This is a genomic window from Streptomyces sp. NBC_00287 (assembly GCF_036173105.1).
GTDB lineage: Bacteria > Actinomycetota > Actinomycetes > Streptomycetales > Streptomycetaceae > Streptomyces.
Window position 1 is genome coordinate 2,169,974 of record NZ_CP108053.1, and the last position, 24,623, is coordinate 2,194,596.

Annotated in this window: 26 protein-coding genes; 12 read left to right on the top strand and 14 right to left on the bottom strand. The window is 70.2% G+C overall.

Translation table 11 applies throughout. The features are described from left to right. The first annotated feature begins 129 nt into the window (after positions 1 to 129). Positions 130 to 1,341, top strand: coding sequence for a phosphoserine phosphatase SerB (gene serB / locus OHT76_RS09875; RefSeq protein WP_328870386.1), 1,212 nt, complete (start codon positions 130 to 132; stop codon positions 1,339 to 1,341). Positions 1,342 to 1,419: 78 nt separating this feature from the next. Here serB and OHT76_RS09880 read toward each other — a convergent pair whose 3' ends face one another. The 4 genes from OHT76_RS09880 to OHT76_RS09895 form a co-directional block, all read right to left on the bottom strand. Continuing rightward, positions 1,420 to 1,938, bottom strand: a complete 519-nt coding sequence (locus OHT76_RS09880) for a SixA phosphatase family protein (protein ID WP_328870387.1) — start codon at positions 1,936 to 1,938, stop codon at positions 1,420 to 1,422. Positions 1,939 to 2,003: 65 nt separating this feature from the next. After that, positions 2,004 to 2,210 (bottom strand): hypothetical protein, encoded by a 207-nt coding sequence (locus tag OHT76_RS09885; protein ID WP_328870388.1) that lies wholly within the window; start codon positions 2,208 to 2,210, stop codon positions 2,004 to 2,006. Between the two features lie 181 nt (positions 2,211 to 2,391). Next, positions 2,392 to 2,511, bottom strand: coding sequence for an SGM_5486 family transporter-associated protein (locus OHT76_RS09890; RefSeq protein ID WP_328870389.1), 120 nt, complete (start codon positions 2,509 to 2,511; stop codon positions 2,392 to 2,394). Positions 2,512 to 2,561: 50 nt separating this feature from the next. Beyond that, positions 2,562 to 3,878: a CynX/NimT family MFS transporter gene (locus OHT76_RS09895; RefSeq protein WP_443049755.1), complete on the bottom strand. Its 1,317-nt coding sequence runs from the start codon at positions 3,876 to 3,878 to the stop codon at positions 2,562 to 2,564. 82 nt (positions 3,879 to 3,960) lie between these two features. Between OHT76_RS09895 and OHT76_RS09900 the strand changes: the two genes are divergently transcribed. Continuing rightward, positions 3,961 to 4,650 carry a FadR/GntR family transcriptional regulator gene (locus tag OHT76_RS09900; protein WP_328870391.1) on the top strand — a complete coding sequence of 230 codons (690 nt, stop codon included), beginning with the start codon at positions 3,961 to 3,963 and terminating at the stop codon, positions 4,648 to 4,650. Here OHT76_RS09900 and OHT76_RS09905 read toward each other — a convergent pair. From OHT76_RS09905 to fabG, 3 genes are all read right to left on the bottom strand, one after another. Beyond that, positions 4,631 to 4,957: a hypothetical protein gene (locus tag OHT76_RS09905; RefSeq protein WP_328870392.1), complete on the bottom strand. Its 327-nt coding sequence runs from the start codon at positions 4,955 to 4,957 to the stop codon at positions 4,631 to 4,633. The two genes, OHT76_RS09900 and OHT76_RS09905, sit on opposite strands and share 20 nt — an antisense overlap. Positions 4,958 to 5,143: 186 nt before the next feature. Further along, the gene (fabI, locus tag OHT76_RS09910) at positions 5,144 to 5,911 is read right to left on the bottom strand and encodes an enoyl-ACP reductase FabI (protein WP_328870393.1); all 768 of its coding nucleotides are present in this window, start codon (positions 5,909 to 5,911) and stop codon (positions 5,144 to 5,146) included. Between the two features lie 5 nt (positions 5,912 to 5,916). Next, complete coding sequence (gene fabG, locus OHT76_RS09915; RefSeq protein ID WP_328870394.1) at positions 5,917 to 6,621, bottom strand: 3-oxoacyl-[acyl-carrier-protein] reductase; 705 nt, start codon at positions 6,619 to 6,621, stop codon at positions 5,917 to 5,919. Between the two features lie 244 nt (positions 6,622 to 6,865). Between fabG and OHT76_RS09920 the strand changes: the two genes are divergently transcribed. Genes OHT76_RS09920 through tyrS form a run of 3 tightly spaced genes read left to right on the top strand, consistent with a single transcriptional unit; the run spans position 6,866 to position 11,080 of the window. After that, positions 6,866 to 8,389 (top strand): TldD/PmbA family protein, encoded by a 1,524-nt coding sequence (locus tag OHT76_RS09920; protein ID WP_328870395.1) that lies wholly within the window; start codon positions 6,866 to 6,868, stop codon positions 8,387 to 8,389. Beyond that, positions 8,386 to 9,768, top strand: a complete 1,383-nt coding sequence (locus OHT76_RS09925; RefSeq protein ID WP_328870396.1) for a metallopeptidase TldD-related protein — start codon at positions 8,386 to 8,388, stop codon at positions 9,766 to 9,768. Before OHT76_RS09920 ends, OHT76_RS09925 begins: the two co-directional genes overlap by 4 nt. A gap of 43 nt (positions 9,769 to 9,811) precedes the next feature. Continuing rightward, positions 9,812 to 11,080, top strand: a complete 1,269-nt coding sequence (tyrS, locus tag OHT76_RS09930) for a tyrosine--tRNA ligase (RefSeq protein ID WP_328870397.1) — start codon at positions 9,812 to 9,814, stop codon at positions 11,078 to 11,080. Between the two features lie 55 nt (positions 11,081 to 11,135). Here the strand turns inward: tyrS and OHT76_RS09935 are convergent, their stop codons facing one another. Continuing rightward, the gene (locus OHT76_RS09935) at positions 11,136 to 11,414 is read right to left on the bottom strand and encodes a GlsB/YeaQ/YmgE family stress response membrane protein (protein WP_315883305.1); all 279 of its coding nucleotides are present in this window, start codon (positions 11,412 to 11,414) and stop codon (positions 11,136 to 11,138) included. A gap of 245 nt (positions 11,415 to 11,659) precedes the next feature. On the opposite strand from OHT76_RS09935, the gene OHT76_RS09940 reads away from it, so the two are divergent. Together OHT76_RS09940 and OHT76_RS09945 are read left to right on the top strand one after the other, a co-directional pair. Next, complete coding sequence (locus OHT76_RS09940) at positions 11,660 to 12,058, top strand: DUF3099 domain-containing protein (RefSeq protein WP_328870398.1); 399 nt, start codon at positions 11,660 to 11,662, stop codon at positions 12,056 to 12,058. Positions 12,059 to 12,270: 212 nt separating this feature from the next. Further along, on the top strand, positions 12,271 to 12,489 hold the full coding sequence (locus tag OHT76_RS09945; RefSeq protein ID WP_328870399.1) for a hypothetical protein: 219 nt from the start codon (positions 12,271 to 12,273) through the stop codon (positions 12,487 to 12,489). A gap of 4 nt (positions 12,490 to 12,493) precedes the next feature. On the opposite strand, the gene moaA is transcribed toward OHT76_RS09945, so the two are convergent. The 3 genes from moaA to OHT76_RS09960 all read right to left on the bottom strand — a co-directional run bounded on the left by moaA (position 12,494) and on the right by OHT76_RS09960 (position 15,629). Beyond that, positions 12,494 to 13,483 carry a GTP 3',8-cyclase MoaA gene (gene moaA / locus OHT76_RS09950; protein ID WP_328870400.1) on the bottom strand — a complete coding sequence of 330 codons (990 nt, stop codon included), beginning with the start codon at positions 13,481 to 13,483 and terminating at the stop codon, positions 12,494 to 12,496. 170 nt (positions 13,484 to 13,653) lie between these two features. Next, entirely contained in the window at positions 13,654 to 15,276 is a 1,623-nt protein-coding gene (locus OHT76_RS09955) for a solute symporter family protein (RefSeq protein WP_328870401.1), read from the bottom strand. Next, positions 15,273 to 15,629 (bottom strand): DUF485 domain-containing protein, encoded by a 357-nt coding sequence (locus OHT76_RS09960; protein ID WP_328870402.1) that lies wholly within the window; start codon positions 15,627 to 15,629, stop codon positions 15,273 to 15,275. Before OHT76_RS09960 ends, OHT76_RS09955 begins: the two co-directional genes overlap by 4 nt. Positions 15,630 to 15,932: 303 nt before the next feature. On the opposite strand from OHT76_RS09960, the gene OHT76_RS09965 reads away from it, so the two are divergent. The 5 genes from OHT76_RS09965 (at position 15,933) to OHT76_RS09985 (ending at position 22,034) form a co-directional block, all read left to right on the top strand. Then, a complete protein-coding gene (locus OHT76_RS09965; RefSeq protein WP_328870403.1) occupies positions 15,933 to 17,456 on the top strand; it encodes a S8 family peptidase in 1,524 nt (507 codons plus the stop codon). 25 nt (positions 17,457 to 17,481) lie between these two features. Beyond that, a complete protein-coding gene (locus OHT76_RS09970; protein ID WP_328870404.1) occupies positions 17,482 to 18,978 on the top strand; it encodes a S8 family peptidase in 1,497 nt (498 codons plus the stop codon). A gap of 162 nt (positions 18,979 to 19,140) precedes the next feature. Further along, a complete protein-coding gene (locus OHT76_RS09975; RefSeq protein WP_328870405.1) occupies positions 19,141 to 19,572 on the top strand; it encodes a hypothetical protein in 432 nt (143 codons plus the stop codon). A gap of 7 nt (positions 19,573 to 19,579) precedes the next feature. Next, positions 19,580 to 20,932 (top strand): CoA transferase, encoded by a 1,353-nt coding sequence (locus OHT76_RS09980; RefSeq protein WP_328870406.1) that lies wholly within the window; start codon positions 19,580 to 19,582, stop codon positions 20,930 to 20,932. A gap of 100 nt (positions 20,933 to 21,032) precedes the next feature. Beyond that, positions 21,033 to 22,034 (top strand): CopD family protein, encoded by a 1,002-nt coding sequence (locus OHT76_RS09985; protein ID WP_443049756.1) that lies wholly within the window; start codon positions 21,033 to 21,035, stop codon positions 22,032 to 22,034. Here OHT76_RS09985 and OHT76_RS09990 read toward each other — a convergent pair. The 3 genes from OHT76_RS09990 to OHT76_RS10000 are packed head-to-tail and all read right to left on the bottom strand — an operon-like array spanning position 22,024 to position 24,619. Beyond that, the gene (locus OHT76_RS09990) at positions 22,024 to 23,067 is read right to left on the bottom strand and encodes a zinc-dependent alcohol dehydrogenase family protein (RefSeq protein WP_328870407.1); all 1,044 of its coding nucleotides are present in this window, start codon (positions 23,065 to 23,067) and stop codon (positions 22,024 to 22,026) included. The genes OHT76_RS09985 and OHT76_RS09990 overlap by 11 nt on opposite strands. 35 nt (positions 23,068 to 23,102) lie before the next feature. Beyond that, positions 23,103 to 23,762: a lysoplasmalogenase gene (locus tag OHT76_RS09995; protein WP_328870408.1), complete on the bottom strand. Its 660-nt coding sequence runs from the start codon at positions 23,760 to 23,762 to the stop codon at positions 23,103 to 23,105. Beyond that, positions 23,759 to 24,619 (bottom strand): sterol desaturase family protein, encoded by an 861-nt coding sequence (locus OHT76_RS10000; protein ID WP_328870409.1) that lies wholly within the window; start codon positions 24,617 to 24,619, stop codon positions 23,759 to 23,761. The genes OHT76_RS09995 and OHT76_RS10000 overlap by 4 nt, the downstream gene beginning before the upstream one ends. Between the last annotated feature and the right edge of the window lie 4 nt (positions 24,620 to 24,623).

The window sequence follows — 24,623 nt, forward strand, 5'->3', positions numbered from 1 at the left end:
ACACAGGAAACGGCCGAGACTTGATCGCCATGTAAGGCGGGCGCCATCGGGCCGACACCCAGTGTTCCCTGTCCGCTAGGCGGACCTCAGGGGCGGAAGGCACTGGGTGCCGGATACGGTGGAAGCACCATGAGCGCTTCGCAGACCTCCGACGTCCCCACCCTTCTCGTCAAGATCTTCGGGAAGGACAGGCCGGGCATCACGGCCGGACTCTTCGACACCCTCGCCGCCTACTCCGTCGACGTGGTCGACATCGAGCAGGTCGTCACCCGTGGCCGGATCGTGCTGTGCGCGCTCGTGACCGAGCCTCCCCGCGGTCTCGAAGGTGATCTGCGGGCCACCGTCCACAGCTGGGCGGAGTCCATGAAGATGCAGGCCGAGATCATCTCCGGGCTCGGCGACAACCGTCCGCGCGGGCACGGCCGTTCCCTGGTCACGGTGCTCGGGCATCCCCTCACCGCGGAGGCCACGTCCGCCATCGCCGCGAGGATCACCCACGTCGGCGGCAACATCGACCGTATCTTCCGGCTCGCCAAGTACCCCGTGACGGCCGTCGAGTTCGCGGTGTCCGGGGTGGAGACCGAGCCGCTGCGCACCGCTTTGGTGACGGACGCGGCGAAGCTCGGGGTCGATGTCGCGGTGGTCGCGGCGGGCCTGCACCGGCGGGCGCAGCGCCTGGTCGTGATGGATGTGGACTCCACGCTCATCCAGGACGAGGTGATCGAGCTCTTCGCCGCGCACGCGGGCTGCGAGGACCAGGTCGCCGAGGTGACGGCGGCGGCGATGCGCGGGGAGCTGGACTTCGAGCAGTCGCTGCACGCGCGTGTGGCGCTTCTGGAGGGGCTCGACGCCTCGGTCGTGGACAAGGTGCGCAGCGAGGTGCGGCTGACGCCGGGCGCGCGCACGCTGATCCGTACGCTGAAGCGGCTCGGCTACCAAGTCGGCGTGGTCTCCGGTGGGTTCACCCAGGTCACGGACGATCTGAAGGAGCGGCTCGGGCTGGACTTCGCCCAGGCCAACACCCTGGAGATCGTCGACGGCAGGCTGACGGGCAAGGTCACCGGCGAGATCGTGGACCGCGCGGGCAAGGCACGGCTGCTGCGCCGCTTCGCCGCCGAGGCGGGCGTACCGCTGGCGCAGACGGTGGCGATCGGTGACGGCGCCAACGATCTGGACATGCTGAACGCGGCCGGTCTCGGGGTCGCCTTCAACGCCAAGCCGGTGGTGCGGGAGGCCGCGCACACCGCGGTGAACGTGCCGTTCCTCGACACGGTGCTCTATCTGCTGGGTGTCACCCGCGAAGAGGTCGAGGCCGCCGATATGCACCACGACGAGGACTGAGCCTTCGGTACGACCAGGACCGAGCCCTCGGCACGCCGAAAAGGGGCCCGGCGTCGGGCCCCCTTTCACACGGGTGGGTCACTCCGACGGTGCCCAGTAGTCGAGCAGCTTGGCCGCGCCCGGTTCCAGGGTCTTCCAGGAGCCGGTGAAGGTCAGCACCGCGAAGGCGGCGGCCGGGAAGCCGCGGCGGTTCATCCGGGTGCGGGCGTCCTCCTCGGCGGAGCCGGACAGGACGTCGGCGAGGCCCTGCACACCGGGGTTGTGGCCGATGAGGACGGCGCTGTGCACATCGTCCGGGGTCTCGTTGAGCACGGCGATCAGCTCGCCGGGCGAGGCCTCGTAGATCCGCTCCTCGTAGACGGTTTTCGGCCGGTGCGAGAACTCATGGACGGCCAGCTTCCAGGTCTCGCGGGTGCGGGTCGCGGTGGAGCAGAGGGCCAGATCGAAGGGGACTCCGGTGTCGGCGAGCTTGCGTCCGGCGACGGCGGCGTCCATACGGCCCCGATCGGCGAGCGGCCGCTCATGGTCGGTCACCTGTGGCCAGTCGGCTTTCGCATGCCGGAAGAGGACAATCCTGCGGGATTCTGCGACGCTCATGCGTCCCAGCTTCGCATGAAACACGCCATGCGGCGCAGGTAGTTGACGGGCGGCCGCGGCGCTGCTCAGCGCGCCAGCAGCTGCTGGGCGCGCTCGAAGAGCTGGGTGATCGCGGGGTCGGCGGTCGCGGCCTGCGCCCCGGCCGGGTCGAGTATCAGCACCAGCAGGGTGACGAAGGCGAGCACGGGCAGGGCGAGCGCCCACCAGGGCAGCCGGATGTCGACGCCGCCCCGGCGTGCCGGGTGGGGCGGGGTCTGCGTAGGGGCCGACATGGGTGCCTCCGCGGGTCTTCGAGTGGGCCTGCAAGCTGCTCCGTGGTCCGCGTCTCGCGGTCACATCTCGAAGCTACGGAATCCGCGGCCCTCAACCCATCCGGTGATCCACCCAGTTGACCCTGACACTCGCCCCCTAGGGGATGGTGGGGCTAGCCCCACCCCGGGCCCTGGGAGACGCTCACGGCGAGGCGATCGTCGCGATGATTCCGATGATCACGAAGATGGCGAAGAACGAGCCGAAGACGAGGAGCATCTTCTTCTGGCCGTTCTGCGGGTTCGGGTCGAGCACTGGCGACATACGGCAAGTCTCGCATCTGCCGCCCCGGGGCGGCCCTCCGGGGGTCCGGCTCAGCGGGCCGCCTCGTCCTCGACCGTGCGGTTGCGCCCCGCGAGGACGCCCACCGCCATCTGCGGGATCATCAGGGCGGTCATCAGCGCGATGGGCAGGCCCCAGCCGCCGCTGTGCTGGTAGAGCACGCCGACCAGGAGCGGGCCCGGGATGGAGATCAGATAGCCGGTGCTCTGCGCGAAGGCCGACAGCTGGGCGACGCCCGCGCCGGTCCTGGCCCGCATCCCGACCATGGTCAGGGCGAGCGGGAAGGCGCAGTTGGAGATGCCGAGCAGCACGGCCCAGGCCCAGGCTCCGGCGGCGGGCGCGAAGTACAGGCCGGCGTATCCGGCGAGGCCGCAGACGCCGAGCGCGAGGGCGATGGGGCCCTGGTGCGGCAGCCGGGTGGCGACGCGCGGGATGACGAAGGCCAGCGGCACGCCCATCACCATGGTGACCGCCAGCAGCAGCCCGGCCGTGCCCGCGGGCACGCCCGCGTCCCGGAAGATCTGCGCCATCCAGCCCATCGTGATGTAGGCGGCGGTGGCCTGGAGCCCGAAGAACACGGCGAGCGCCCAGGCGGTACGGCTGCGCGTGATCCGCAGCGCGGGGGCATCGTCAGGTCGGCGCGCTTGCTCACGCGCGAGCCCTCCCCCACGCGCGGGCGCATCCTCGGCCGACCCCGGCGCCCGCCGGTCCCGTACGAACGGGATCCACGGCAGTACGGCCGCCGCGGCCAGGCCCGCCCACACCACGAGACCGGACTGCCAGTTCCCGCCGAGCGCATCCGTCATCGGCACCGTGACGGCCGCCGCGGTCGAGGTGCCGAGGGCGAGGGCCATCGAGTACAGGCCGGTCATGGAGCCGACGCGGTCGGGGAACCAGCGCTTGACGATGACCGGCATCAGGACATTGCTGACCGCGATGCCCATCAGGGCCAGGGCGCTGGCGGCGAGGAAGCCGGGAGTGCCGCCCGCGTAGGGGCGGATCAGCAGGCCGGTCGTGATCGCGACCATGCCCGCGCAGACGACGGCGCCGGCGCCGAAGCGGCGGGCCAGCCGGGGTGCCATGACGCCGAAGACGGCGAAGCAGAGCGGGGGCACGGAGGTGAGCAGCCCGGCCACGCTGCCGCTCATGCCGAGGCCGTCGCGGACTTCCTCCAGGAGGGCGCCGAGGCTGGTGATGGCGGGGCGGAGGTTCAGCGCGGCCAGCACGATGCCGAGGACGATCAGACGCGTCGTCCACGCGCGCGTGCCGGACACCGGGGGCGCGTCGGTCGCCTCGGCCGAGCTGCGTACGGTCGGGGGATTCGTCGTCCGGGTTTCCTCGCTCGCCATGACGCCCATCATAGAATCATGGGATGAATGGTTGTCCATCGCCCGGCTTCGTCCGGCCGCCCGTCCCGTGCGAAGGTGTGCCATGCCTCTGAGCCAGCAACACCGCTCGGCGCTGTCCGAGCAGGTCATCGCCGCGCTGCGGAATCAGATCACCTCGGGCGAGTGGCCGGTCGGCTCCCGTATCCCGACCGAGCCGGAGCTGGTGGAGCAGCTGGGCGTCGCCCGCAACACGATTCGCGAGGCCGTCCGCGCCCTCGCGCACAACGGCCTGCTGGACATCCGCCAGGGCTCGGGCACCTATGTCGTGGCGACCAGCGAGCTGGCCGGGGTGATGCACCGCCGCTTCGCCGACGCCGACCCGCGGCACATCGCCGAACTGCGCTCGACGCTGGAGTCGGGCGCCGCGAAGCTGGCCGCCGAGCGGCGCACCGAGAGGGACCTGAAGCAGCTGGACGCGCTGCTGGTGCGGCGTGAGGAGGCCTGGGCGTCGGGCGACGCGGAGGCGTTCGTGGCGGCCGACGCCACCTTCCATCTGGCGGTGGTGGCCGCGTCCCACAACGACGCGATGACGGCGATGTACGCGGACCTGGGCGAGGTGCTGCGGGACTGGCTGCGCGAGGACGTCGGCGAGGAGCTGACGCCGGAGACGTACATGGACCACGCCCGGCTGGTGGACGCGATCCGCGCGGGCGACGCGGTGACCGCCGCCGAGGAGGCGGCGAGCTATCCGTTCCAGTGCCGTCCGGGGAAGTTCACTGCTTCTGGTGGCTGACCCACACCGAGCGGACTTCCTTCCAGCAGCGCCCGGTGAGCCGTACGGTCGCCGCCGGGCCGGTGTCGACCGGGGAGCTGTCGGTGTCGAGGTCCCACCACCGGCTGCATTCGATGTGCAGCCGTACGCGGTCCGCGTCGGCGTAGGGGTTGTGACAGTAGGCGATCACATGGGAGCCCTGCACGCCCGTGCGGCACTCGGAGCCGAACGGCTCCGCCACGCGTGCGTGCGGGGTCGCCGGGTACGGCAGGGACATCACAAGAGCGACGGCGACGGTCACTGGGGCGAGGCTGCGGGGCAGACGCACAAGGGGGACCTCCTCGGCCGTGCTGGGGAGGGAACGCGTGGTGAACGCGTAATCCAGAGTGCGCAGTTGTAGTGCCGCTCCGCCCGGTCGGATAGGCCAAATGAGCGACACCCGACAAGACGCGCCGAGGGCCCCGCACCGGCCGGGTGCGGGGCCCTCAGGGTCAGCCGGGGCCGAGCGGCAGCGTCACGCGCCGATGGCGTGCAGACCGCCGTCGACGTGGATGATCTCGCCGGTGGTCTTCGGGAACCAGTCGCTCAGCAGGGCGACGACACCGCGGCCGGCCGGCTCCGGGTCCTTCAGGTCCCACTCCAGCGGAGCGCGGCTGTCCCAGACGGAGGCCAGCTCGGCGAAGCCCGGGATGGACTTGGCGGCCATCGAGCCGATCGGGCCCGCGGAGATGAGGTTGCAGCGGATGTTCTGCTTGCCGAGGTCGCGCGCCATGTAGCGGCTGGTGGCCTCGAGGGCGGCCTTGGCCGGGCCCATCCAGTCGTACTGCGGCCAGGCGTACTGCGCGTCGAAGGTGAGGCCGACGACCGAGCCGCCGTTCTGCATCAGCGGCAGACAGGCCATGGTCAGCGACTTCAGGGAGTACGCCGAGACATGCATGGCCGTGGCGACGGACTCGAACGGGGTGTTCAGGAAGTTGCCGCCGAGCGCGTCCTGCGGCGCGAAGCCGATGGAGTGCACGACGCCGTCGAGGCTGCCGAGCTCCTCGCCGACGATGTCGGCGAGCCGGCCGAGGTGCTCGTCATTGGTGACGTCGAGCTCGATGACCTTGGTGGGCTTGGGCAGCTTCCTGGCGATGCGCTCGGTCAGCGTGGGCCGCGGGAAGGCGGTGAGAATGATCTCGGCGCCCTGCTCCTGGGCCAGCTTGGCGGTGTGGAAGGCGATGGAGGACTCCATCAGCACACCGGTGATCAGGACGCGCTTGCCCTCGAGAATTCCGCTCATGGTGATCAGTGACCCATTCCCAGTCCGCCGTCAACGGGAATGACGGCTCCAGTGATGTACGAGGCGTCGTCCGAGGCGAGGAACCGCACCGTCGCGGCGATCTCCTGCGGCTGCGCGTACCGGCCGAGCGGGACCTGCGACACGATGTTCGCGCGCTGCTCGTCGGTGAGCACCTTGGTCATGTCGGTGTCCACGAAGCCGGGCGCGACGACATTGAAAGTGATGTTGCGCGAACCAAGCTCTCGGGCGAGGGAACGCGCGAAGCCGACCAGCGCGGCCTTGGAGGCGGCGTAGTTCGCCTGCCCCGCGGAGCCGAGCAGCCCGACCACGGACGAGATCAGGACGACGCGGCCCTTCTTGGCCCGCAGCATGCCCCGGTTGGCGCGCTTGACGACGCGGAAGGTGCCCGTGAGGTTGGTGTCGACGACCGAGGTGAAGTCCTCCTCGGACATACGCATCAGGAGCTGGTCCTTGGTCATGCCCGCGTTGGCGACGAGGACCTCGACCGGGCCGTGCTCGGCCTCGATCTCCTTGTAGGCCTGCTCCACCTGCTCGGTGTCGGTGATGTCGCACTTGACGGCGAGGAAGCCGGCCGGCGGCTCACCCGAGCGGTATGTGATGGCGACCTTGTCGCCGGCGTCGGCGAATGCGCGGGCGATGGCGAGGCCGATGCCCCGGTTGCCTCCGGTGACGAGAACCGAGCGGCTCAACGGATCACCCTTTCGATAGCGGTCTGACACACCCGCCCGAACACCTGGATGACAGGCGGCTTCCCCGAAAACCTATCGGTCCCGGGGCTCGCGAGGACAAGCGGGCACCGACAGTGGCGCGTGGGAGTCACTGTCGGATCCCTACAGAACCGAACCGGCCGCAGGCGGCAAACGTGTGGTCCCGGGCCCGGCCCTCGCGACATGATCGGAGCGACCACGGTAACGGCGACAGGAAGAGACCCAGGTGCCTCATACCATCGACGAGTCCTTCACGGCACTCCCCCTACGCGCCCTGGCGGACGCCGCGCTGGCACGCGCGCGTGCGCTCGGGGCCGAGCATGCGGACTTCCGGTTCGAGCGGGTACGCAGCGCCTCCTGGCGGCTCAGGGACGCCAAGCCCTCGGGCTCCTCGGACACCACGGACCTCGGGTACGCGGTGCGTGTCGTGCACGGCGGGACCTGGGGTTTCGCCTCCGGCGTCGATCTGACCATGGACGCGGCGGCGCGGGTCGCCTCGCAGGCCGTGGCGATGGCGAAGCTGTCCGCGCAGGTCATCAAGGCGGCCGGGTCGGACGAGCGGGTGGAGCTCGCCGACGAGCCCGTGCACACCGACAAGACGTGGATCTCGTCGTACGAGATCGATCCGTTCACCGTGCCCGACGAGGAGAAGGCGGGGCTGCTGGCGGAGTGGAGCTCGCGGCTGCTGGCGGCGGACGGGGTGAACCATGTCGACGCCTCCCTGCTCACCGTGCACGAGAACAAGTTCTACGCCGACACCGCCGGGACCGTGACCACCCAGCAGCGTGTCCGGCTGCACCCGCAGTTGACCGCGGTGTCGGTCGACGAGTCCAGCGGCGAGTTCGACTCGATGCGCACGATCGCGCCGCCCGTCGGACGCGGCTGGGAGTACCTGAGGGGCACCGGCTGGGACTGGGACGGCGAGCTCGAGCGGATCCCCGAGCTGCTCGCCGAGAAGATGCGCGCGCCGAGCGTCGAGGCGGGTGTGTACGACCTCGTCGTCGACCCGTCCAACCTGTGGCTGACCATCCACGAGTCCATCGGGCACGCCACCGAACTGGACCGGGCGCTCGGCTACGAGGCCGCCTACGCCGGCACCTCCTTCGCCACCTTCGACCAGATCGGCAAGCTCAAGTACGGCTCCGAGCTGATGAACGTCACCGGTGACCGCACCGCCGAGCACGGCCTGGCGACCATCGGCTACGACGACGAGGGCGTGGAGGGCCAGACCTGGGACCTGGTGAGGGACGGCACCCTGGTCGGCTATCAGCTGGACCGGCGGATCGCGAAGCTGACCGGGTTCGAGCGGTCCAACGGCTGCGCCTTCGCCGACTCCCCCGGTCATGTGCCGGTGCAGCGGATGGCCAATGTGTCGCTCCAGCCGGACCCGGCCGGGATGTCGACGGAGGATCTCATCGGCGGCGTCGACCGCGGGATCTACGTCGTCGGGGACCGGTCCTGGTCCATCGACATGCAGCGCTACAACTTCCAGTTCACCGGCCAGCGGTTCTTCAAGATCGAGAACGGCCGGATCACCGGCCAGCTGCGGGACGTCGCCTACCAGGCGACCACCACCGACTTCTGGGGCTCCATGGCAGCCGTCGGCGGCCCGGGCACCTACGTCCTGGGCGGCGCCTTCAACTGCGGCAAGGCCCAGCCGGGTCAGGTGGCGGCGGTGTCGCACGGCTGCCCGTCGGCCCTGTTCCGCAGCGTCAATATCCTCAACACCACGCAGGAGGCGGGTCGATGAGCAAGCCCTACGAGATCGTCGAGCGTGCCCTGGAGCTGTCCCGTGCGGACGGCTGTGTCGTCATCGCCGACGAGCAGTCCACCGCCAATCTGCGCTGGGCGGGCAACGCGCTGACCACCAACGGCGTCACGCGCGGGCGCACGCTCACGGTCGTCGCCACCGTCGACGGCAAGGAGGGCACGGCCTCGGGGGTCGTGTCCCGCTCCGCGGTGACCGCCGACGAGCTGGAGCCCCTGGTGCGGGCCGCCGAGGCCGCCGCGCGCGGTGCCGCACCCGCCGAGGACGCACAGCCGCTCGTCACCGACGTACCGGCGTCGCCGGACTTCACGGACGCGCCGGCCGAGACCTCCTCCGCGGTGTTCGCCGACTTCGCCCCGGCGCTCGGCGAGGCCTTCGCACGCGCGCGTGCGGGCGGACGCGAGCTCTACGGCTTCGCCAACCACGAGCTGGTCTCGTCCTACGTCGGTACGTCGACGGGCCTGCGCCTGCGCCATGACCAGCCGAACGGAACGCTGGAGCTGAACGCCAAGTCCCCGGACCGCACCCGCTCGGCCTGGGCGGGCCGGTCCACCCGCGACTTCAAGGACGTGGACCCGGCGGCGCTCGACGCAGAGCTGGCCGTGCGCCTCGGCTGGGCCGAGCGCAAGGTCGCGCTGCCCGCCGGAAGGTACGAGACGCTGCTGCCGCCGACCGCCGTGGCGGATCTGCTGATCTACCAGATGTGGTCGGCGTCGGGCCGGGACGCGGTCGAGGGCCGCACCGTGTTCTCCAAGCCGGGCGGCGGCACCCGGGTCGGCGACAAGCTGACCGAGCTGCCGCTGACCCTGCGCAGCGACCCGAACGAGCCGGGCCTGGAGGCCGCGCCCTTCGTGCTGGCGCACTCCTCCGGGGGCGACTCCTCGGTGTTCGACAACGGACTGCCGCTCACGGCCACCGAGTGGATCCGCGAGGGCGAGCTGCGGCACCTGCTGACCAGCCGGCACAGCGCGGGCCTGACCGGACTGCCGGTGGCCCCGGGCATCGACAATCTGATCCTTGACGGCGGCGGCGAGCGCTCCCTGGAGGAGATGGTGGCGGACACCGAGCGCGGGCTGCTGCTGACCTGCCTCTGGTACATCCGCGAGGTCGACCCGGCGACGCTGCTGCTCACCGGCCTGACCCGGGACGGTGTGTACCTGGTGGAGAACGGCGAGGTCACCGGCGAGGTCAACAACTTCCGGTTCAACGAGTCGCCGGTGGACCTGCTGGGCCGGGCCACCGAGGCCGGGCGCACCGAAAAGACGCTGCCCAGGGAGTGGAGCGACTGGTTCACTAGGGCTGCGATGCCGGCCCTGAGGGTGCCGGACTTCAATATGAGCTCTGTCAGTCAGGGCGTATAACCTCGTACCTGACCCAGAGCACTCTTAAGGAGATACGAGAACCGTGACGGACATCGTCGACGAGCTGAAGTGGCGCGGCCTGTGGGCCCTGTCCACTGACGAGGACGCTTTGCGCAAGGCGCTCGCGGACGGTCCCGTCACGTTCTATTGCGGTTTCGACCCGACCGCGGCCAGTCTGCACGTCGGTCACCTGGTGCAGGTCCTCACCATGCGCCGGCTCCAGCAGGCGGGCCTGCGTCCGCTGGCCCTGGTCGGCGGGGCCACCGGCCAGATCGGCGACCCGCGTCCGACGGCCGAGCGCACGCTGAACGACCCGGAGACGGTCGCGAACTGGGTGACGCGGCTGCGCGCGCAGATCGAGCCGTTCCTGTCCTTCGAGGGCGAGAACGCCGCGGTGATGGTCAACAACCTGGACTGGACGGCCGGGATGTCGGCCATCGAGTTCCTCCGGGACATCGGCAAGCACTTCCGGGTCAACAAGATGCTGACCAAGGACTCGGTCGCCCGGCGCCTGGAGTCCCAGGAGGGCATCAGCTACACGGAGTTCAGCTACCAGCTGCTGCAGGGCATGGACTTCCTCGAGCTGTACCGCCGGTACGGCTGCACCCTCCAGCAGGGCGGCAGCGACCAGTGGGGCAACCTCACGGCGGGTCTCGACCTGATCCACAAGCTGGAGCCCGAGGCCGAGGCGCACTGCCTGGCGACGCCGCTGATGGTCAAGGCGGACGGCACCAAGTTCGGCAAGACCGAGGGCGGCGCCGTCTGGCTCGACCCCGAGATGACGACGCCGTACGCGTTCTACCAGTTCTGGCTGAATGTGGATGACCGGGACATCTCGACGTACATGCGCATCCTGTCCTTCAGGTCCCGCGAGGAGCTGGAGGAGCTGGAGAAGCAGACCCAGGAGCGGCCGCAGGCCCGTGCCGCGCAGCGGGCGCTGGCCGAGGAGCTGACGACGCTGGTGCACGGCGCCGACCAGACGGCCGCCGTGATCGCCGCGAGCCGTGCCCTGTTCGGGCAGGGCGAGCTGGCGGAGCTGGACGACCGCACGCTGGCGGCGGCCCTGTCCGAGGTGCCGCACATCAAGGTCGCGGAGCTGGCTCCGGTTGTCGATCTCTTCGCCGGCGTCGAGCTGGTGGCGAGCAAGTCGGCCGCGCGGCGGACGATCAAGGAGGGCGGGGCCTACGTGAACAACGCGAAGGTCACGGCCGAGGACGCCGTACCGACGGCCGGTGATCTGCTGCACGGGCGGTGGCTGGTGCTTCGGCGCGGGAAGAAGAATCTCGCCGCGGTCGAGGTCATCGGGGCCTAGGCACACCGAAGGGGCGGCTCTCCACCGGAGGGCCGCCCCTTCGTCGTACGTGCGCTCAGGTCCGCTGTTTTCTCTTGCCCAGCGTCGCCATGTAAGCCATGTCCCCCACGCCCACGATGATGATCGCCGCGACGAGCTGGAAGGCGTGCCTGCTCCAGTCGATGCCGGAGGTCTCGTCGACGCCGGCCGCGCGGGCGATGGAGTTGCCGACGATGGCACCGAGCATGCCGAAGATGGTGGTCAGCCAGAGGGGACTGTGCTGCTTGCCGGGCAGGATCGCCTTGGCGATCAGACCCAGCACAAACCCCACGATGATCGCCCACAACCAGCCCATGGCTGCCTCCTTGTACGGCTCGACGTGAGCATTACGCCCAGTGTCGGGCCGTACCACATACGTCGCATGTCGGGTGGGGCCGTACGCGGGACGGCTGAGGACCGTCACCCCGACCGGAGGTCCCCCGGTCTCGTAGGCGACGCAGGCCAGGCGTAACGTGGAGGGTGTCCGGGCCCGGCCCCCCGATCGGGGGCGGTCCGGGTACGGGCAGGGGAGAGTCCGATGCGGGCGGATGGTGGAATGTGATGCGGAAGCAGCACGACGCGGGCAACGCCCAGGTATTCCGGATCACCGGAGCCAGGACGGGCCTCCAGGAGGATGTACGAGGGCGCCAGCGCCGGTACGTCATCTCGATGTCGGTCCGTACGCTGTCGGTGATCCTCGCCGCGACCCTGTGGAACGTCGAACGGCACGTGGCCGTCGTGGCCTTGGTGCTCGGCTTGGTCCTGCCGTACATCGCGGTGGTGGTCGCCAACGCCGGGCGGGAGAATGCGCCGTCGCTTCCTTCCACTTTCGTGGCTCCGCCGGCCCGTCCGATGATCACGGGACCGGGCCCTGACGCCCCCTTCGCGGAACCCGCACCGGAAGATGTGGTCCCCGACCCGACGCCGGGCGCGGCGGGCGAAACACATGACCGGAAATGACCTTGGCGGGGCGCTAGCAAACGGAAGCCACCTCCGCACCAAGCTCAAGAAAAGCTCAGATCAATAGTGTTGTTCCGGTGCCGGGCGGCGGGTGACCCATGACATACTTCGTAGGCGCTCCGCATCCCCCGTCGGAGCGACGGACCGACGCCGGGCAGCTCCCCCCGTGGCTGCTCGGCGTCGCCTTTTCGTGGACCCTGTGAGACGAATCCGTGAGTGACGAGACGCCGATCTGTTCCGCCAAGGGCTGCCGTGTCACCGCCGTGTGGGTGCTGGCCTGGAACAACCCGAAGATCCATACGCCGGAGCGGCGGAAGACCTGGCTGGCCTGTGAGGAGCACCGGGAGCATCTGTCCCAGTTCCTGGGGGTCCGGGGTTTCCTGAAGGACGTCGTGAAGTTCTCGGAGTGGGAAGAGCCGAGCGCGCCGTAAGGATTCAGCCGCCGATCGCCGACATCGGGCGGTCCGGCTGGACGAAGCTCGGGTCGTCCAGGCCCGCTCCCGCCTTCTTGCCCCACATCGCAAGACGCCAGATACGGGCTATCTCCTCGTCGGGGGCGCCGGAGCGCAGGGCCGCGCGCAGGTCGGTCTCCTCGCGGGCGAACAGACAGGTGCGGACCTGGCCGTCGGCGGTGAGGCGGGTGCGGTCGCAGGCCGAGCAGAACGGGCGGGTGACGGAGGCGATGACACCGACGCGGTGCGGTCCGCCGTTGACGATCCAGCGCTCCGCCGGGGCCGAGCCGCGCTCCTCGGAGCCCTCCTCGGTCAGCTCGAAGCGGGTGCGCAGGGAGGCCAGGATGTCGCCTGCGGTGATCATGCCGTCGCGCTTCCAGCCGTGCTGGGCGTCCAGGGGCATCTGCTCGATGAAGCGCAGTTCGTAGTCGTGCTCGACGGCCCAGGCCAGCAGGTCGGGGGCCTCGTCCTCGTTCAGCCCCGGCATCAGCACCGAGTTGACCTTGACCGGGGTCAGCTCCGCGTCGCGGGCCGCCTCCAGGCCCTCGATGACGTCCTTGTGCCGGTCGCGACGGGTGAGGGTCTTGAAGACGTCCGGGCGCAGGGTGTCCAGGGAGACATTGACCCGGTCCAGACCGGCCGCCTTCAGGGCCGTCGCGGTGCGCTTGAGGCCGATGCCGTTGGTGGTCAGGGACATCTGGGGGCGGGGTTCCAGGGCCGCGACGCGCTCGACGATGCCGACCAGGCCGGGGCGCAGCAGGGGCTCACCGCCGGTGAAGCGGACCTCCTCGATACCGAGGGAGGTGACCGCGATGTCGATCAGGCGGACGATCTCGTCATCGGTGAGCAGGTCGGGCTTGGCCAGCCACTGCAGGCCTTCCTCGGGCATGCAATAGCTGCAGCGCAGATTGCACCGGTCGGTCAGCGAGACTCTCAGGTCGGTGGCCACCCGGCCGTAGGTGTCAATGAGCACGTGGGCCCCCTCCCTCGTCGCGGATCAGCGCTCGTGCAGTCATTTTCCGTCACTTGCGAGCCTACGTGACTCCACTGACAACGACAGAGCCCGATCCCACGAGGTAAGACGCGGCCGCGTCGTAGGGATCTACGACGCGGCCGCTCAGTGGGCGTGCTCAGTGGGCGTGCTCAGTGCGCGCCGGTGCCGGTCAGGGACCGGACCTCCAGCTCGGCGTACTTGCCCTTGTCCGGCTCCTCCTTGGACAGGTAGGTGCCGATGATGCCCAGCAGGAAGCCGACCGGGATCGAGATGATGCCGGGATTCTCCAGCGGGAACCAGTCGAAGTTGGCGTCCGGGAACATCGAGGTGGGCTTGCCGGAGACGACCGGCGAGAACAGCACCAGGCCGACGGCGGCGGTCAGGCCGCCGTAGATCGACCACAGCGCTCCCTGAGTGGTGAACCGCTTCCAGAAGAGGCTGTAGAGGATCGTCGGGAGGTTCGCGGAGGCGGCGACCGCGAAGGCCAGCGCGACCAGGCCGGCCACGTTCAGGTCGCGGGCCAGGGCGCCGAGCGCGATGGAGACGATGCCGATGCCGACGGTCGCCCAGCGGGCGGCGCTGACCTCCTCCTTCTCGGTGGCCTCGCCCTTCCTGATGACGTTGGCGTAGATGTCGTGAGCGAAGGACGACGAGGACGCGAGCGTCAGACCCGCGACCACCGCGAGGATCGTCGCGAAGGCGACCGCGGAGATGGTGGCGAGCAGGATGGCGCCCCAGTTGGAGTCGACGCCGCCCAGATGCAGCGCGAGCAGCGGGGCCGCCGTATTGCCTGCCTTGTTGGAGGCGGTGATCTCCTCCTGGCTGATCAGCGCGGCGGCGCCGAAGCCGAGCGCGAGGGTCATCAGGTAGAAGGAGCCGATCAGGCCGATCGCCCAGATCACGGACTTACGGGCGGCCTTCGCGGTGGGCACGGTGTAGAAGCGGATCAGGATGTGCGGCAGACCGGCGGTGCCCAGGATCAGCGCGATGCCGAGCGAGATGAAGTCCAGCTTGCTGGTGCCGGTGGCGCCGTACTTCAGGCCGGGCTCCAGGAAGGCGGTGCCCTTGCCGCTCTGGTCGGCGGCGGCGCCGAGCAGGTCGGAGACGTTGAAGTCGAACTTCAGCAGGACCAGGAAGGTCAGCAGCAGGGCGCCGGTCATCAGCAGCACGGCCTTGACCATCTGGACCCAGGTGGTGCCCTTCATGCCGCCGATGGTGACGTACATGATCATCAGGACGCCGACCAGGGCGACGATGACGATCTTGCCGGCGTCGCTGGTGATGCCCATCAGCAGGGAGACCAGGACGCCCGCGCCGGCCATCTGCGCCAGCAGGTAGAAGATCGACACGACGATCGTGGAGGTACCGGCCGCCGTGCGGACCGGACGCTGGCGCATCCGGTAGGCGAGGACGTCGCCCATCGTGTAGCGGCCGGAGTTGCGCAGCGGCTCGGCGACCAGCAGCAGGGCGATGAGCCAGGCGACCAGGAAGCCGATGGAGTACAGGAATCCGTCGTAACCGAACAGGGCGATGGCGCCCGCGATACCGAGGAAGGACGCGGCGGACATGTAGTCGCCGGAGACGGCGAGGCCGTTCTGGAAGCCGGTGAACTGGCGGCCGCCCGCGTAGAAGTCGTTGGCGTCCTTGGTCTGACGGCCCGCCCACACGGTGATGACGAGGGTCGCGACGACGAAGACCGCGAACAGGCTGATGATCAGCGTGCGGTGCTCGCTCGCCGGGTCGGCCGCAAGAAACATCTGCGCGGTGCTCATGCGCCGCCCTCCATCCGGGACTTGATCGCATCAGCCTTGGGGTCGAGCTTGGCGGCGGCGTGCCGCGCGTACCACCAGGCGATGAGGAACGTGGTGACGAACTGGGCGAGGCCGAGGGCCAGGGCCACATTGATGTTGCCGAACAGCTTGGTGCCCATGAAATCGCCGGCGTAGATCGACAGCAGGACGTACAGCAGGTACCAGACGATGAAGCCGACGGTCAGCGGAAAGGCGAAGGAGCGGTAGGAGCGGCGCAGTTCACCGAACTCCGCGCTCTCCTGCACCTCGGTGAACTCCTCGGTGGTGGGGAGTCGGTGTTGCTGTTTCGAGGGGGGCGGTGCGTCGGTAGCCACGGAGTCTCCTCGCGTTGCGGGCGCTGTTGCGACAGTTGACGGGGACGGGTTCGGTACGGACATTGACGGCTCTGTTCCTAGCGGTTGCAGGGGGCTCGATCGTGCTCGTGCCCCCTGTCCAACGTCACGGCGCCACGCGAGGACCGGTTCAACCCCGGGGACTTCTTTCCGAACTCACCCGCGGTAAGTCATTGCTGGCCAGCGAGACGGGGAGATAGCTTCGCCCTGCACGCCCGTCATGTACCTGCCCGAGCACCACCTGTGCCTCGGGCAGGTTTCGTTTCCGGATGATGTGGAGATCCCATGGCTCATCTGCCTTCCAGACGCCGGCTCGCCCTGGCCGTCCCCGTGGTGCTGTCGCTGACGGCCTCGCTCGGCTTCCTGCCGACGGCCGCGACGGCCGCCCCGCCCGCGCAGACCACCGCGCAGGCCGCGGACGCGCCGAACCTGGCGTACGTCGTGAACACCTCGACGGACCGCCGGACCATCGAGTCGGTGAAGAAGGCCGTCGCCACGGCCGGGGGAACCGTCGTGGCGTCGTACGACAAGATCGGGGTGATCGTCGCCCACTCGGCCAACCCGGACTTCGGCAAGCAGCTGCGCGCCGTGCGCGGGGTCCAGTCGGCGGGTGCGACGCGTACCGCGCCGCTGACCGCCGCGGGCACCACGGACCAGGGTGCCGCGGAGTTCCTGACGGACGCTCAGGCCGCGAAGGCCGCGAGCGCCGCTGCCCCCGACAGCGAGCCCCTCGAGGCCGACCAGTGGGACCTGCGCGCGATCGGTGCCGACGAGGCCGCGAAGATCAACCCCGGTAGCAGCAAGGTGACCGTCGCCGTGATCGACACCGGCGTCGACGACACCCACCCGGACCTTGCGCCGAACTTCTCCAAGTCCCAGTCCGCCAACTGCGTCGGCGGGGTCGCGGACACCAGTGAGGGCGCCTGGCGGCCGTACACCGCGGACGACTACCACGGCACGCATGTCGCTGGCGAGATCGCCGCGGCCCGCAACGGCATCGGCGTCGCGGGGGTGGCCCCGGGCGTCAAGGTCTCCGGCATCAAGGTGAGCGACCCGGACAACGGCCTCTTCTACCCGGAGAGCGTCGTGTGCGCCTTCGTGTTCGCCGCCGACCACGGCGTCGAGATCACGAACAACAGCTACTACGTGGACCCGTGGCTGTACAACTGCATGGACGACCCGGACCAGCGGGCGATCGTCGACGCGGTCAACCGGGCGCAGCTGTATGCGCAGAAGAAGGGCACGCTCCACCTGGCCTCGGCGGGCAACTCCAACCACGACCTGGACTCGGACGCGATCGTCGACGACTCCAGCCCCGACGACTCCACGCCGGTGGAGCGCACGATCGACCCGCACGAGTGCTTCGACGTGCCCACCCAGCTGCCGGGGATCGTCACCGTCAGCGCGACGGGCGTGCAGAACCTCAAGTCGTACTACTCCTCGTACGGCAAGGGTGTCGTCGATGTCGCGGCGCCGGGCGGCGACCGGCTGTACCAGATACCCGACACGCCCTCGAAGAACGGCCGCATCCTGTCGACCATGCCGAACGGGCAGTACGCCTTCCTGCAGGGCACCTCGATGGCCTCGCCGCACGCTGCCGGTGTGGCCGCGCTGCTGAAGTCCAAGCACCCGTGGGCGACCGGCGCCCAGCTCCAGGCGATGCTCAAGGCGCAGGCGGACAACCCGGGCTGCCCCGAGTCCTACGACCAGAACGGCGACGGCACGCAGGACGCGGTGTGCGAGGGCGGCACGCGCGTGAACGGCTTCTACGGATTCGGCATCGTCAACGCGCTGCGCGCGGTCAAGTGACCCACTGACGGGAGAGACTGACACCATGACAGCGCACTTTTCGCGCTCTCGCCGTGCGCTGGCCGTCCCCGCCGGGATGGCCATGGCGACGGCCCTCGCCCTGCTGCCGAATGTGTCGGCGGCGGCCGAGGCGGACGCGACCTCGCTCAGCTATGTCGTCAACGTCCAGCCCGGGCACGGCCCTTCACCTCGAGTGGAGCGGGCCATCACCGAGGCCGGCGGCACGATCGTCACCTCGTACGACCAGATCGGCGTGATCGTCGTCCACTCGGCGAACCCCGACTTCGCCAAGGCGCTGCGCACGGTGCCCGGGGTGGCCTCGGCCGGCAACACCCGGAACGCGCCGCTGCCCGCGCAGTCGACGACGGAGGTCGGCACGCCGAAGGTGCTCAGTGCCGCGGAGGCGGCGGCCGTCGAAGCCGCCGACGGACAGGACCCCTTGCAGCCCCTCCAGTGGGACCTGCCCGCGATCAAGGCGGACAAGGCGCACGAGACGTCGCTGGGCAGCCGGGACGTCACCGTCGCGGTGATCGACACCGGCGTCGACGACACCCACCCCGACCTCGCGCCCAACTTCGACCGCGACGCGTCGGTCAACTGTGTGACGGGCAAGCCGGACACCGCCGACGGCGCCTGGCGGCCTGGGCCGACGGAGAGCGCGCACGGCACGCACGTGGCCGGTGAGATCGCCGCCGCCAAGAACGGCGTCGGCATGACCGGGGTCGCGCCCGGCGTGAAGGTCTCCGGCATCAAGGTGTCGACGACCGCCGGGTACTTCTACACGGAGGCCGTGGTGTGCGGCTTCGTGTGGGCGGCCGAGCACGGCGTCGATGTGACGAACAACAGCTATTACACCGACCCCTGGTACTTCAACTGCAAGAACGACCCGGACCAGAGGGCGCTCGTCGACGCCATCACACGGGCGTCGCGGTACGCGGAGAAGAAGGGCGCGGTCAACGTCGCGGCGGCCGGGAACGAGAACTACGACCTCGCGGCCGACGAGATCACCGACCCGGTGTCCCCGAACGACGGCACGCCGTCGGACCGGGTCGTCGACCCGTCCAAGTGCCTGGACATCCCGACCCAGTTGCCGGGTGTCGTGACGGTGGCGGCGACCGGTGCGAAGGGCATCAAGTCGTCCTTCTCCAACCACGGTCTCGGCGTGATCGACATCGCCGCACCCGGCGGCGACTCGACCCGCTTCCAGACCCCGGCCCCGCCGGCCACCAGCGGCCTGATCCTGGGCACACTCCCCGGCGGCCGCTGGGGCTACATGGCCGGTACGTCCATGGCCTCCCCGCACGTCGCGGGCGTCGCCGCCCTGATCAAGTCGACGCATCCGTACCTCCCGCCGACCGCGGTCAAGGCCCTGCTGTACGCACAGGCCGACGCCACGGCGTGCACGGACCCGTACGACATCGACGGCGACGGCAAGGTCGACGCGGTGTGCGAGGGCTCGAAGAACCTCAACGGGTTCTATGGGTGGGGTACGGCGGACGCATTGGACGCGGTGACGAAGTAACGGGCACGCGCGCGTGTGTGAAGGGCCGGATGGATCCACTGTCCGGCCCTTTCGCATGGGTACGGCAAGATCTCCGGCATGGATGTGTACGAGGATCCTTCGACTTGGGTACCTGAACCGGTCCGGCCTCGATGGCAGTTGACGTTGTGCTTCTTCGGGACCGTGCTGTTCCTGCCCGTCTTCTGCGTGTTCTGGCTTGCGGCTGCCGTCGTTCTCTCGTTCGTGGACGTGATCGCCGAGGCGATCGCCTCGACCAACACGGGCCGCACCTTCCAGCGCCTCAGCCGCCTGCCGTCCTGGTGCGTGAGCTGGCCGGAACTTCGGCACGAGGGCGACACCGAGTACTACAGGACGCGTGTCGACACGGTGGTCGCGCGCTGGACCGCCCGTGCCTCGGCCCCGCTCGAGCCCAGGAAGCCGAGATCCCCGGCCGAGTGCGCGATACCGCTGCGCGACTACCGGGGTGTGGGCGGGCGGTACGTCGCCGAGGTCGCACTCGCCCAGGGGTGGGTGCTGCGGCCGACGGACGTGCGCAAGGAAGTGCGTCTTTGGTGGTCGGCCGCATCTCATGTTGATTTGGTCAATACTGCATAGTGCAGTCATGACCGACATCAAGTACGCCTGGTCCGCGCTGGGCGGCGACCCCGCCCTGCTGTCGCGGACGTCCACCGTGGTGCGGGAGGGCGCTCTTCAGGGGCGCCTTCCCGTACGGGAGTTGGCACGCGCGTGTGTGGGGGTGTGTGCCTTGGCCGCCGCTGAGCTCGGGGCGGCGCGGGGCGGGCTTCGGGAGGTGCCGGAGGTTCGGATCGACGACGGGGCCGTTGCCACTGCGTTTGTGAGTGAGCGGCATCTGTTGATCGGTGGGCGCGCTCCGGTGAACTTTGCTCCCCTGTCTCGGTTCTGGCGGACCGGGGACGGGTGGGTGCGGACGCATGCGAACTATCCGCATCATCGGGAGCGGTTGTTAAGGGCACTCGGTCCGGCGGACTCTCTCGATGCGGCACTTGCCGAGCGGTCCGCCCTGGAGGTCGAGGAGGCCGTGTACGCGGCCGGAGGGCTCGCTGTGGCGGTGCGTACGCCCGAGGAGTGGGCGGCGCATCCGCAGGCGGTCGCAGTGGCCGAGCGGCCGTTGGTCGAGCGCGAGCGCCTCGACACGGCACGCGCGCGTGTGCTTCCGACGCTGGACGGAGCTCCCCCGGCCGCCGGCGTACGCGTTCTGGATCTGACCCGGGTCATCGCGGGCCCGGTCGCCACCCGCACCCTCGCCCTGCTGGGTGCGGACGTGCTGCGCATCGACCCTCCGGGCTACCCCGAACTGCCCGACCAGCACGCCGACACGGGGTTCGGAAAGCGGTCGGCGGTGTTGGACCTAGCGAAGGACCGGCGCGCCTTCGAGGAGTTGCTGGCGTCGGCGGACGTGGTCGTCACGGGGTACCGACCTGGCGCCCTGGACCGCTTCGGGTTGTCACCTGAAGCGCTGATGGAGCGGCGGCCGGGTCTGGTCATCGCGCAGTTGTCGGCGTGGGGCGCGTACGGGCCGTGGGGTGGGCGGCGCGGGTTCGACAGCCTGGTGCAGGCGGCCACCGGGATTGCCGTGGTGGAGGGCTCGCGGGAACAGCCGGGGGCGCTGCCCGCGCAGGCGCTCGATCATGGCACGGGGTACTTGCTGGCGGGCGCGGTACTGCGGGCGCTGACCGAGCAACTGCGGGAGGGGTACGGGCGCGTGGTGCGGCTGGCGTTGGCGCGCACTGCGGGGTGGTTGGTGAGCGGCGCGGGGGGTGCGGGCGGTGCGGGCGGTTTGCCGTACGACGGGCCGGAGCCCTGGCTCGCAGAAACCGACAGTGCGCTCGGCAAGCTGCGGTACGCCCTGCCGCCGGTGTCCTTCGCGGGCGGGCCCGGTGACTGGGCGCGGGCGCCCGGGGTCTGGGGCGCCGATTCGGCGCGCTGGGGCTGAGTTCCGTGGCGTCCGAAAACGTACTCATGGGCGGAATGCCGCACCGCCAGTTGTTTTCCTGCGCTTGCCCGGTTCTGGGACGACTGGTGAAGATCATGAGGTGACCTTGATAAGACCCACATCGGGGGCCGCCGACGCGAGCGGGCCGAAGCGGGGCCCCGATACCGGCCGAGCCGTCGCCGTCCTCGTACTGGTGGCACTGGGGGCGCTGATCCCCCTGCTCGGGCCGTCCGCCGCGCTGCACGACACCGGTGAGGCCGCAGCTCCCGGCGTCGGTGGCATCGCGCTGCTGCGGGCGGTGCTGTTCGCGGCCCTGTGCGTCCCGGTCGGCGAGCTGTTCGTGAACCGCCTGGCCCGTTCGGTGCCCGGCACTCCCCCGGCCGCGCCCCGCAGTTGGGCGCCCTACGCGGCCGGCGCCGGTTTCCTCGCCGCCCTCGGGCTCGCCTCCGTCGTCTCGACCGGCAACCTCGTGCCGGACAGCCTCTCCGACCTCGACGTCGGCGGCCTGTACGCCACCCGCGACGGCAAACTCGCGCTGCTGGAAGTCAACGCCTTCGCCGTGGCCGGGCTGTGCGCGCTCTCGCGGCGGCCCGGCACCCAGGTCTGGCCGCTGGCCGCGGTCGTCGTCGCCGAGGCACTGCGCGCCCATCCGACGACCGAGCAGTCCCCCCTCGTCGGCTCCGGTCTGACGCTGGTGCATCTGACGTGTGCGGCGCTGTGGGCGGGCGGTCTGCTGCACGCCCTGCGGAGCCTGCGGGGCGGACCGCCGACCGGTGCGGCGCTGTTGGGGCTCTACGCGCGCGTGGCGGCCGTACTGCTCGCCGCCATCACGGCGACCGGGGTGTGCAGTTCGCTGCGCCGTATGCCGCCGGAGACGGTGGTCGAGCAGCTGACGACGACGGCGTACGGGCGCGTGCTGCTCGCCAAGGTGCTGCTGGTGGCCGCCGTCGCCGGGCTCGCCCTGTGGGCGCGGATCCGGCTGAGCCGGGCCGCCGACCCGCTCACGGCCTGCACCCCCGCGCGCGTGGAGGTCGTCGCGCTGGGCGTGGTCGTGGCGGTGTCGGGGCTGCTGACGGCGCTGCCGGTGCCGATCAGATGGTGACCATCACCTTGAGCGCGATGCGCTCGTCCATCGCCTTGTAGCCCTCCGGCACGCCCTCCAGACCGACCGTCATGTCGAAGACCGGCGAGGGATCGATACGGCCCTCCAGGACGTCGGGCAGCAGCTCGGGGATGTACGCGCGGACCGGCGCGACCCCGCCGCGCAGCGCGATGTTCCGGTCGAACATGACGCCGAGGTCGAGCCCGGTGCCGCTGCCGTGCGGCACGCCGACGAAGCCGATGCCGCCGCCGTCGCGGGTGATGTTCACGGCCGTACGCATGGACTGCTCGGTGCCGACCGCCTCGACGACGGCGTGCGCGCCCTGGCCGCGGGTGAGTTCGCGGACGGCCTCGACGGCGGCCTCGCCGCGCTCGGCGACGACGTCGGTGGCGCCGAAGCGGCGCGCGATGTCGGTGCGGACCTGGTGGCGGCCGAGCGCGACGATGCGCTCGGCGCCGAGCCGCTTGGCGGCCAGCACAGCGCACAGACCGACGGCTCCGTCGCCGACGACGGCGACCGTGGCGCCGGGGCGGGCGCCCGCGGTGAGGGCGGCGTGATGGCCGGTGCCCATGACGTCGGACAGGGTCAGCAGGGCGGTCAGAAGCCGCTCGTCGGAGGCGGCGTCCTTGGGCAGCCGGACGAGGGTGCCGTCGGCGAAGGGCACGCGCACGGCCTCGCCCTGCCCGCCGTCGGAGCCGACGGAGCCCCAGAAGCCACCGTGCTCGCAGGAGGTGGTCAGACCCTCCCGGCAGTAGTCGCAGACGCCGTCGGACCACATGAAGGGCGCGACGACCAAGTCACCGGTCTGCACGCCGGAGACGTCGGAGCCGGTCTCCTCGACCACACCGAGGAACTCGTGCCCGATCCGCTGCCCGGGCTGCCGCTCCGCCTCGCCCCGGTACGCCCACAGGTCGCTGCCGCAGATGCAGGCGCGCAGCACCCGGACCACGGCGTCGGTGGGCAGCTGGACTACGGCGTCGGGTACGTCCGCCACCCGCATGTCGAACGGGGCGTGGATGGTCGTGGCGCGCATGGCGAGGTCGTCTCCTGCGAGGTCGTGAGGTGCGCTCAGAGGGTGGTCGAGCGCACCTCACCGTACGTCGCCGCCGGATACGGACGCGCTTCGAGGGCTCTGAGTGTGCCAGTGACCAGGAGGATCTGCGCCGCAATATAGGTGAGCATGATCCACAGGTCGGGCCGGGGCGGCTGGGGCCACTCGGCGACGCCGGTCGCGATGAGGGTGTCGGACAGCATGAAGAGCGCCCCGCCGAGCCCGGCGAGCAGGCCGAACCGGCTGCCCGCGCGGTAGGCCATGGCCGTGAGCAGCAGGCTGTAACCGGCGACCGGTACCCGAAGGTCGGCCGGGAGGTCGGGCCAGAGCGCGGCCACGGTGGCGGTCAGGGCGACGCCGTACCCGGCGAGCAAGAACGGCTGGTGCGCCCCGCGCCCCTTGAACAGCAGCAGGTAGCAGACGTGCCCGGCCGCGAAGGAGCCCATTCCGGCGAGGAAGGCGGGCTCGGCGTCGGACAGCAGCAGGACGTCGCCGCCCCAGCCGAACAGCAGGGCGGCGACCAGGAGCCGGGGCGCCCCGGACAGGGCGGCGTACCCGGCGAGCAGCGGCATCAGCAGCGGCTTGGCGACGAGGTGTCCGGGGTCGTAGTCGGCGGCGAGGGAGCCGAGGTCGACGAGGGCGGCCAGAGCGAAGGCCGCCAGAAGAACGCGCTTCACGCCGACACGCTCTCCCGCGCCGGTTCCGGGGCGGGCTGCCAGCCGGGTCCGCGGAAGAGATGCCCGGCCCGGTCGCGCCAACTCCGGGCCGCCTTCAGGTCCTTGGCGATGGAGAGGTACTCGTGGGTGGCGACCTTCACCGGGTTGTACGTGTTGATGTTCTTGGTCAGTCCGAAAACTGGACGCTCGGTCTCGGCGACGAAGGACCGGAACAGCCGGTCCCAGACGATGAGGATGCCGCCGAAGTTCCGGTCGAGATAGCCGCCCTGGGAGGCGTGGTGGACGCGGTGGTGGGAGGGCGTGTTGAACACGAACTCGAACCACCGGGGCATCTTGTCGATGCGCTCGGTGTGGATCCAGAACTGGTAGACGAGGTTCGCCGAGGAGCAGAAGGCGAGCGCGGCCGGGTGCACACCGCAGGCGATGAGAGGGACGTAGAACGGCCAGACGGTCAGGGAGGTCCAGGGCTGGCGCAGTGCGGTGGTGAGGTTGAACTTCTCACTGGAGTGGTGCACGACATGGCAGGCCCACAGGATGCGCACGACATGGTGGCCGCGGTGGGACCAGTAGTAGAAGAAGTCCTGCGCGAGCAGCATCAGCGGAACCGTCCACAACAGGACGGGCACCCGCAGAGGCGTCAGCTCATAGATCGCCGTATAGATCGCGACGATGGGGATCTTCCACAGGAAGTCCCAGAACAGACTGCCGAGCCCCATACCGAGGCTGGTCGCGGCGTCCTTCGTCTCATATCCCGCGGCCTCCTCGTCGGGATGGAGACGGACGCTGATCATCTCGACCACGGTGAGCAGGACGAAGGCGGGTATCGACCACAGCACGACATCGGGCAGGTTCGGCATGCTG

Excerpts from the sequence above, each read along its gene's own strand:
- serB (WP_328870386.1), top strand. The coding sequence starts at position 130 with ATGAGCGCTTCGCAGACCTCCGACGTCCCCACCCTTCTCGTCAAGATC.
- OHT76_RS09880 (WP_328870387.1), bottom strand. The coding sequence starts at position 1,938 with ATGAGCGTCGCAGAATCCCGCAGGATTGTCCTCTTCCGGCATGCGAAA.
- OHT76_RS09885 (WP_328870388.1), bottom strand. The coding sequence starts at position 2,210 with ATGTCGGCCCCTACGCAGACCCCGCCCCACCCGGCACGCCGGGGCGGC.
- OHT76_RS09890 (WP_328870389.1), bottom strand. The coding sequence starts at position 2,511 with ATGTCGCCAGTGCTCGACCCGAACCCGCAGAACGGCCAGAAGAAGATG.
- OHT76_RS09895 (WP_443049755.1), bottom strand. The coding sequence starts at position 3,878 with ATGGCGAGCGAGGAAACCCGGACGACGAATCCCCCGACCGTACGCAGC.
- OHT76_RS09900 (WP_328870391.1), top strand. The coding sequence starts at position 3,961 with ATGCCTCTGAGCCAGCAACACCGCTCGGCGCTGTCCGAGCAGGTCATC.
- fabI (WP_328870393.1), bottom strand. The coding sequence starts at position 5,911 with ATGAGCGGAATTCTCGAGGGCAAGCGCGTCCTGATCACCGGTGTGCTG.
- OHT76_RS09925 (WP_328870396.1), top strand. The coding sequence starts at position 8,386 with ATGAGCAAGCCCTACGAGATCGTCGAGCGTGCCCTGGAGCTGTCCCGT.
- OHT76_RS09935 (WP_315883305.1), bottom strand. The coding sequence starts at position 11,414 with ATGGGCTGGTTGTGGGCGATCATCGTGGGGTTTGTGCTGGGTCTGATC.
- OHT76_RS09940 (WP_328870398.1), top strand. The coding sequence starts at position 11,660 with ATGCGGAAGCAGCACGACGCGGGCAACGCCCAGGTATTCCGGATCACC.
- OHT76_RS09955 (WP_328870401.1), bottom strand. The coding sequence starts at position 15,276 with ATGAGCACCGCGCAGATGTTTCTTGCGGCCGACCCGGCGAGCGAGCAC.
- OHT76_RS09965 (WP_328870403.1), top strand. The coding sequence starts at position 15,933 with ATGGCTCATCTGCCTTCCAGACGCCGGCTCGCCCTGGCCGTCCCCGTG.
- OHT76_RS09970 (WP_328870404.1), top strand. The coding sequence starts at position 17,482 with ATGACAGCGCACTTTTCGCGCTCTCGCCGTGCGCTGGCCGTCCCCGCC.
- OHT76_RS09980 (WP_328870406.1), top strand. The coding sequence starts at position 19,580 with ATGACCGACATCAAGTACGCCTGGTCCGCGCTGGGCGGCGACCCCGCC.
- OHT76_RS09990 (WP_328870407.1), bottom strand. The coding sequence starts at position 23,067 with ATGCGCGCCACGACCATCCACGCCCCGTTCGACATGCGGGTGGCGGAC.
- OHT76_RS10000 (WP_328870409.1), bottom strand. The coding sequence starts at position 24,619 with ATGCCGAACCTGCCCGATGTCGTGCTGTGGTCGATACCCGCCTTCGTC.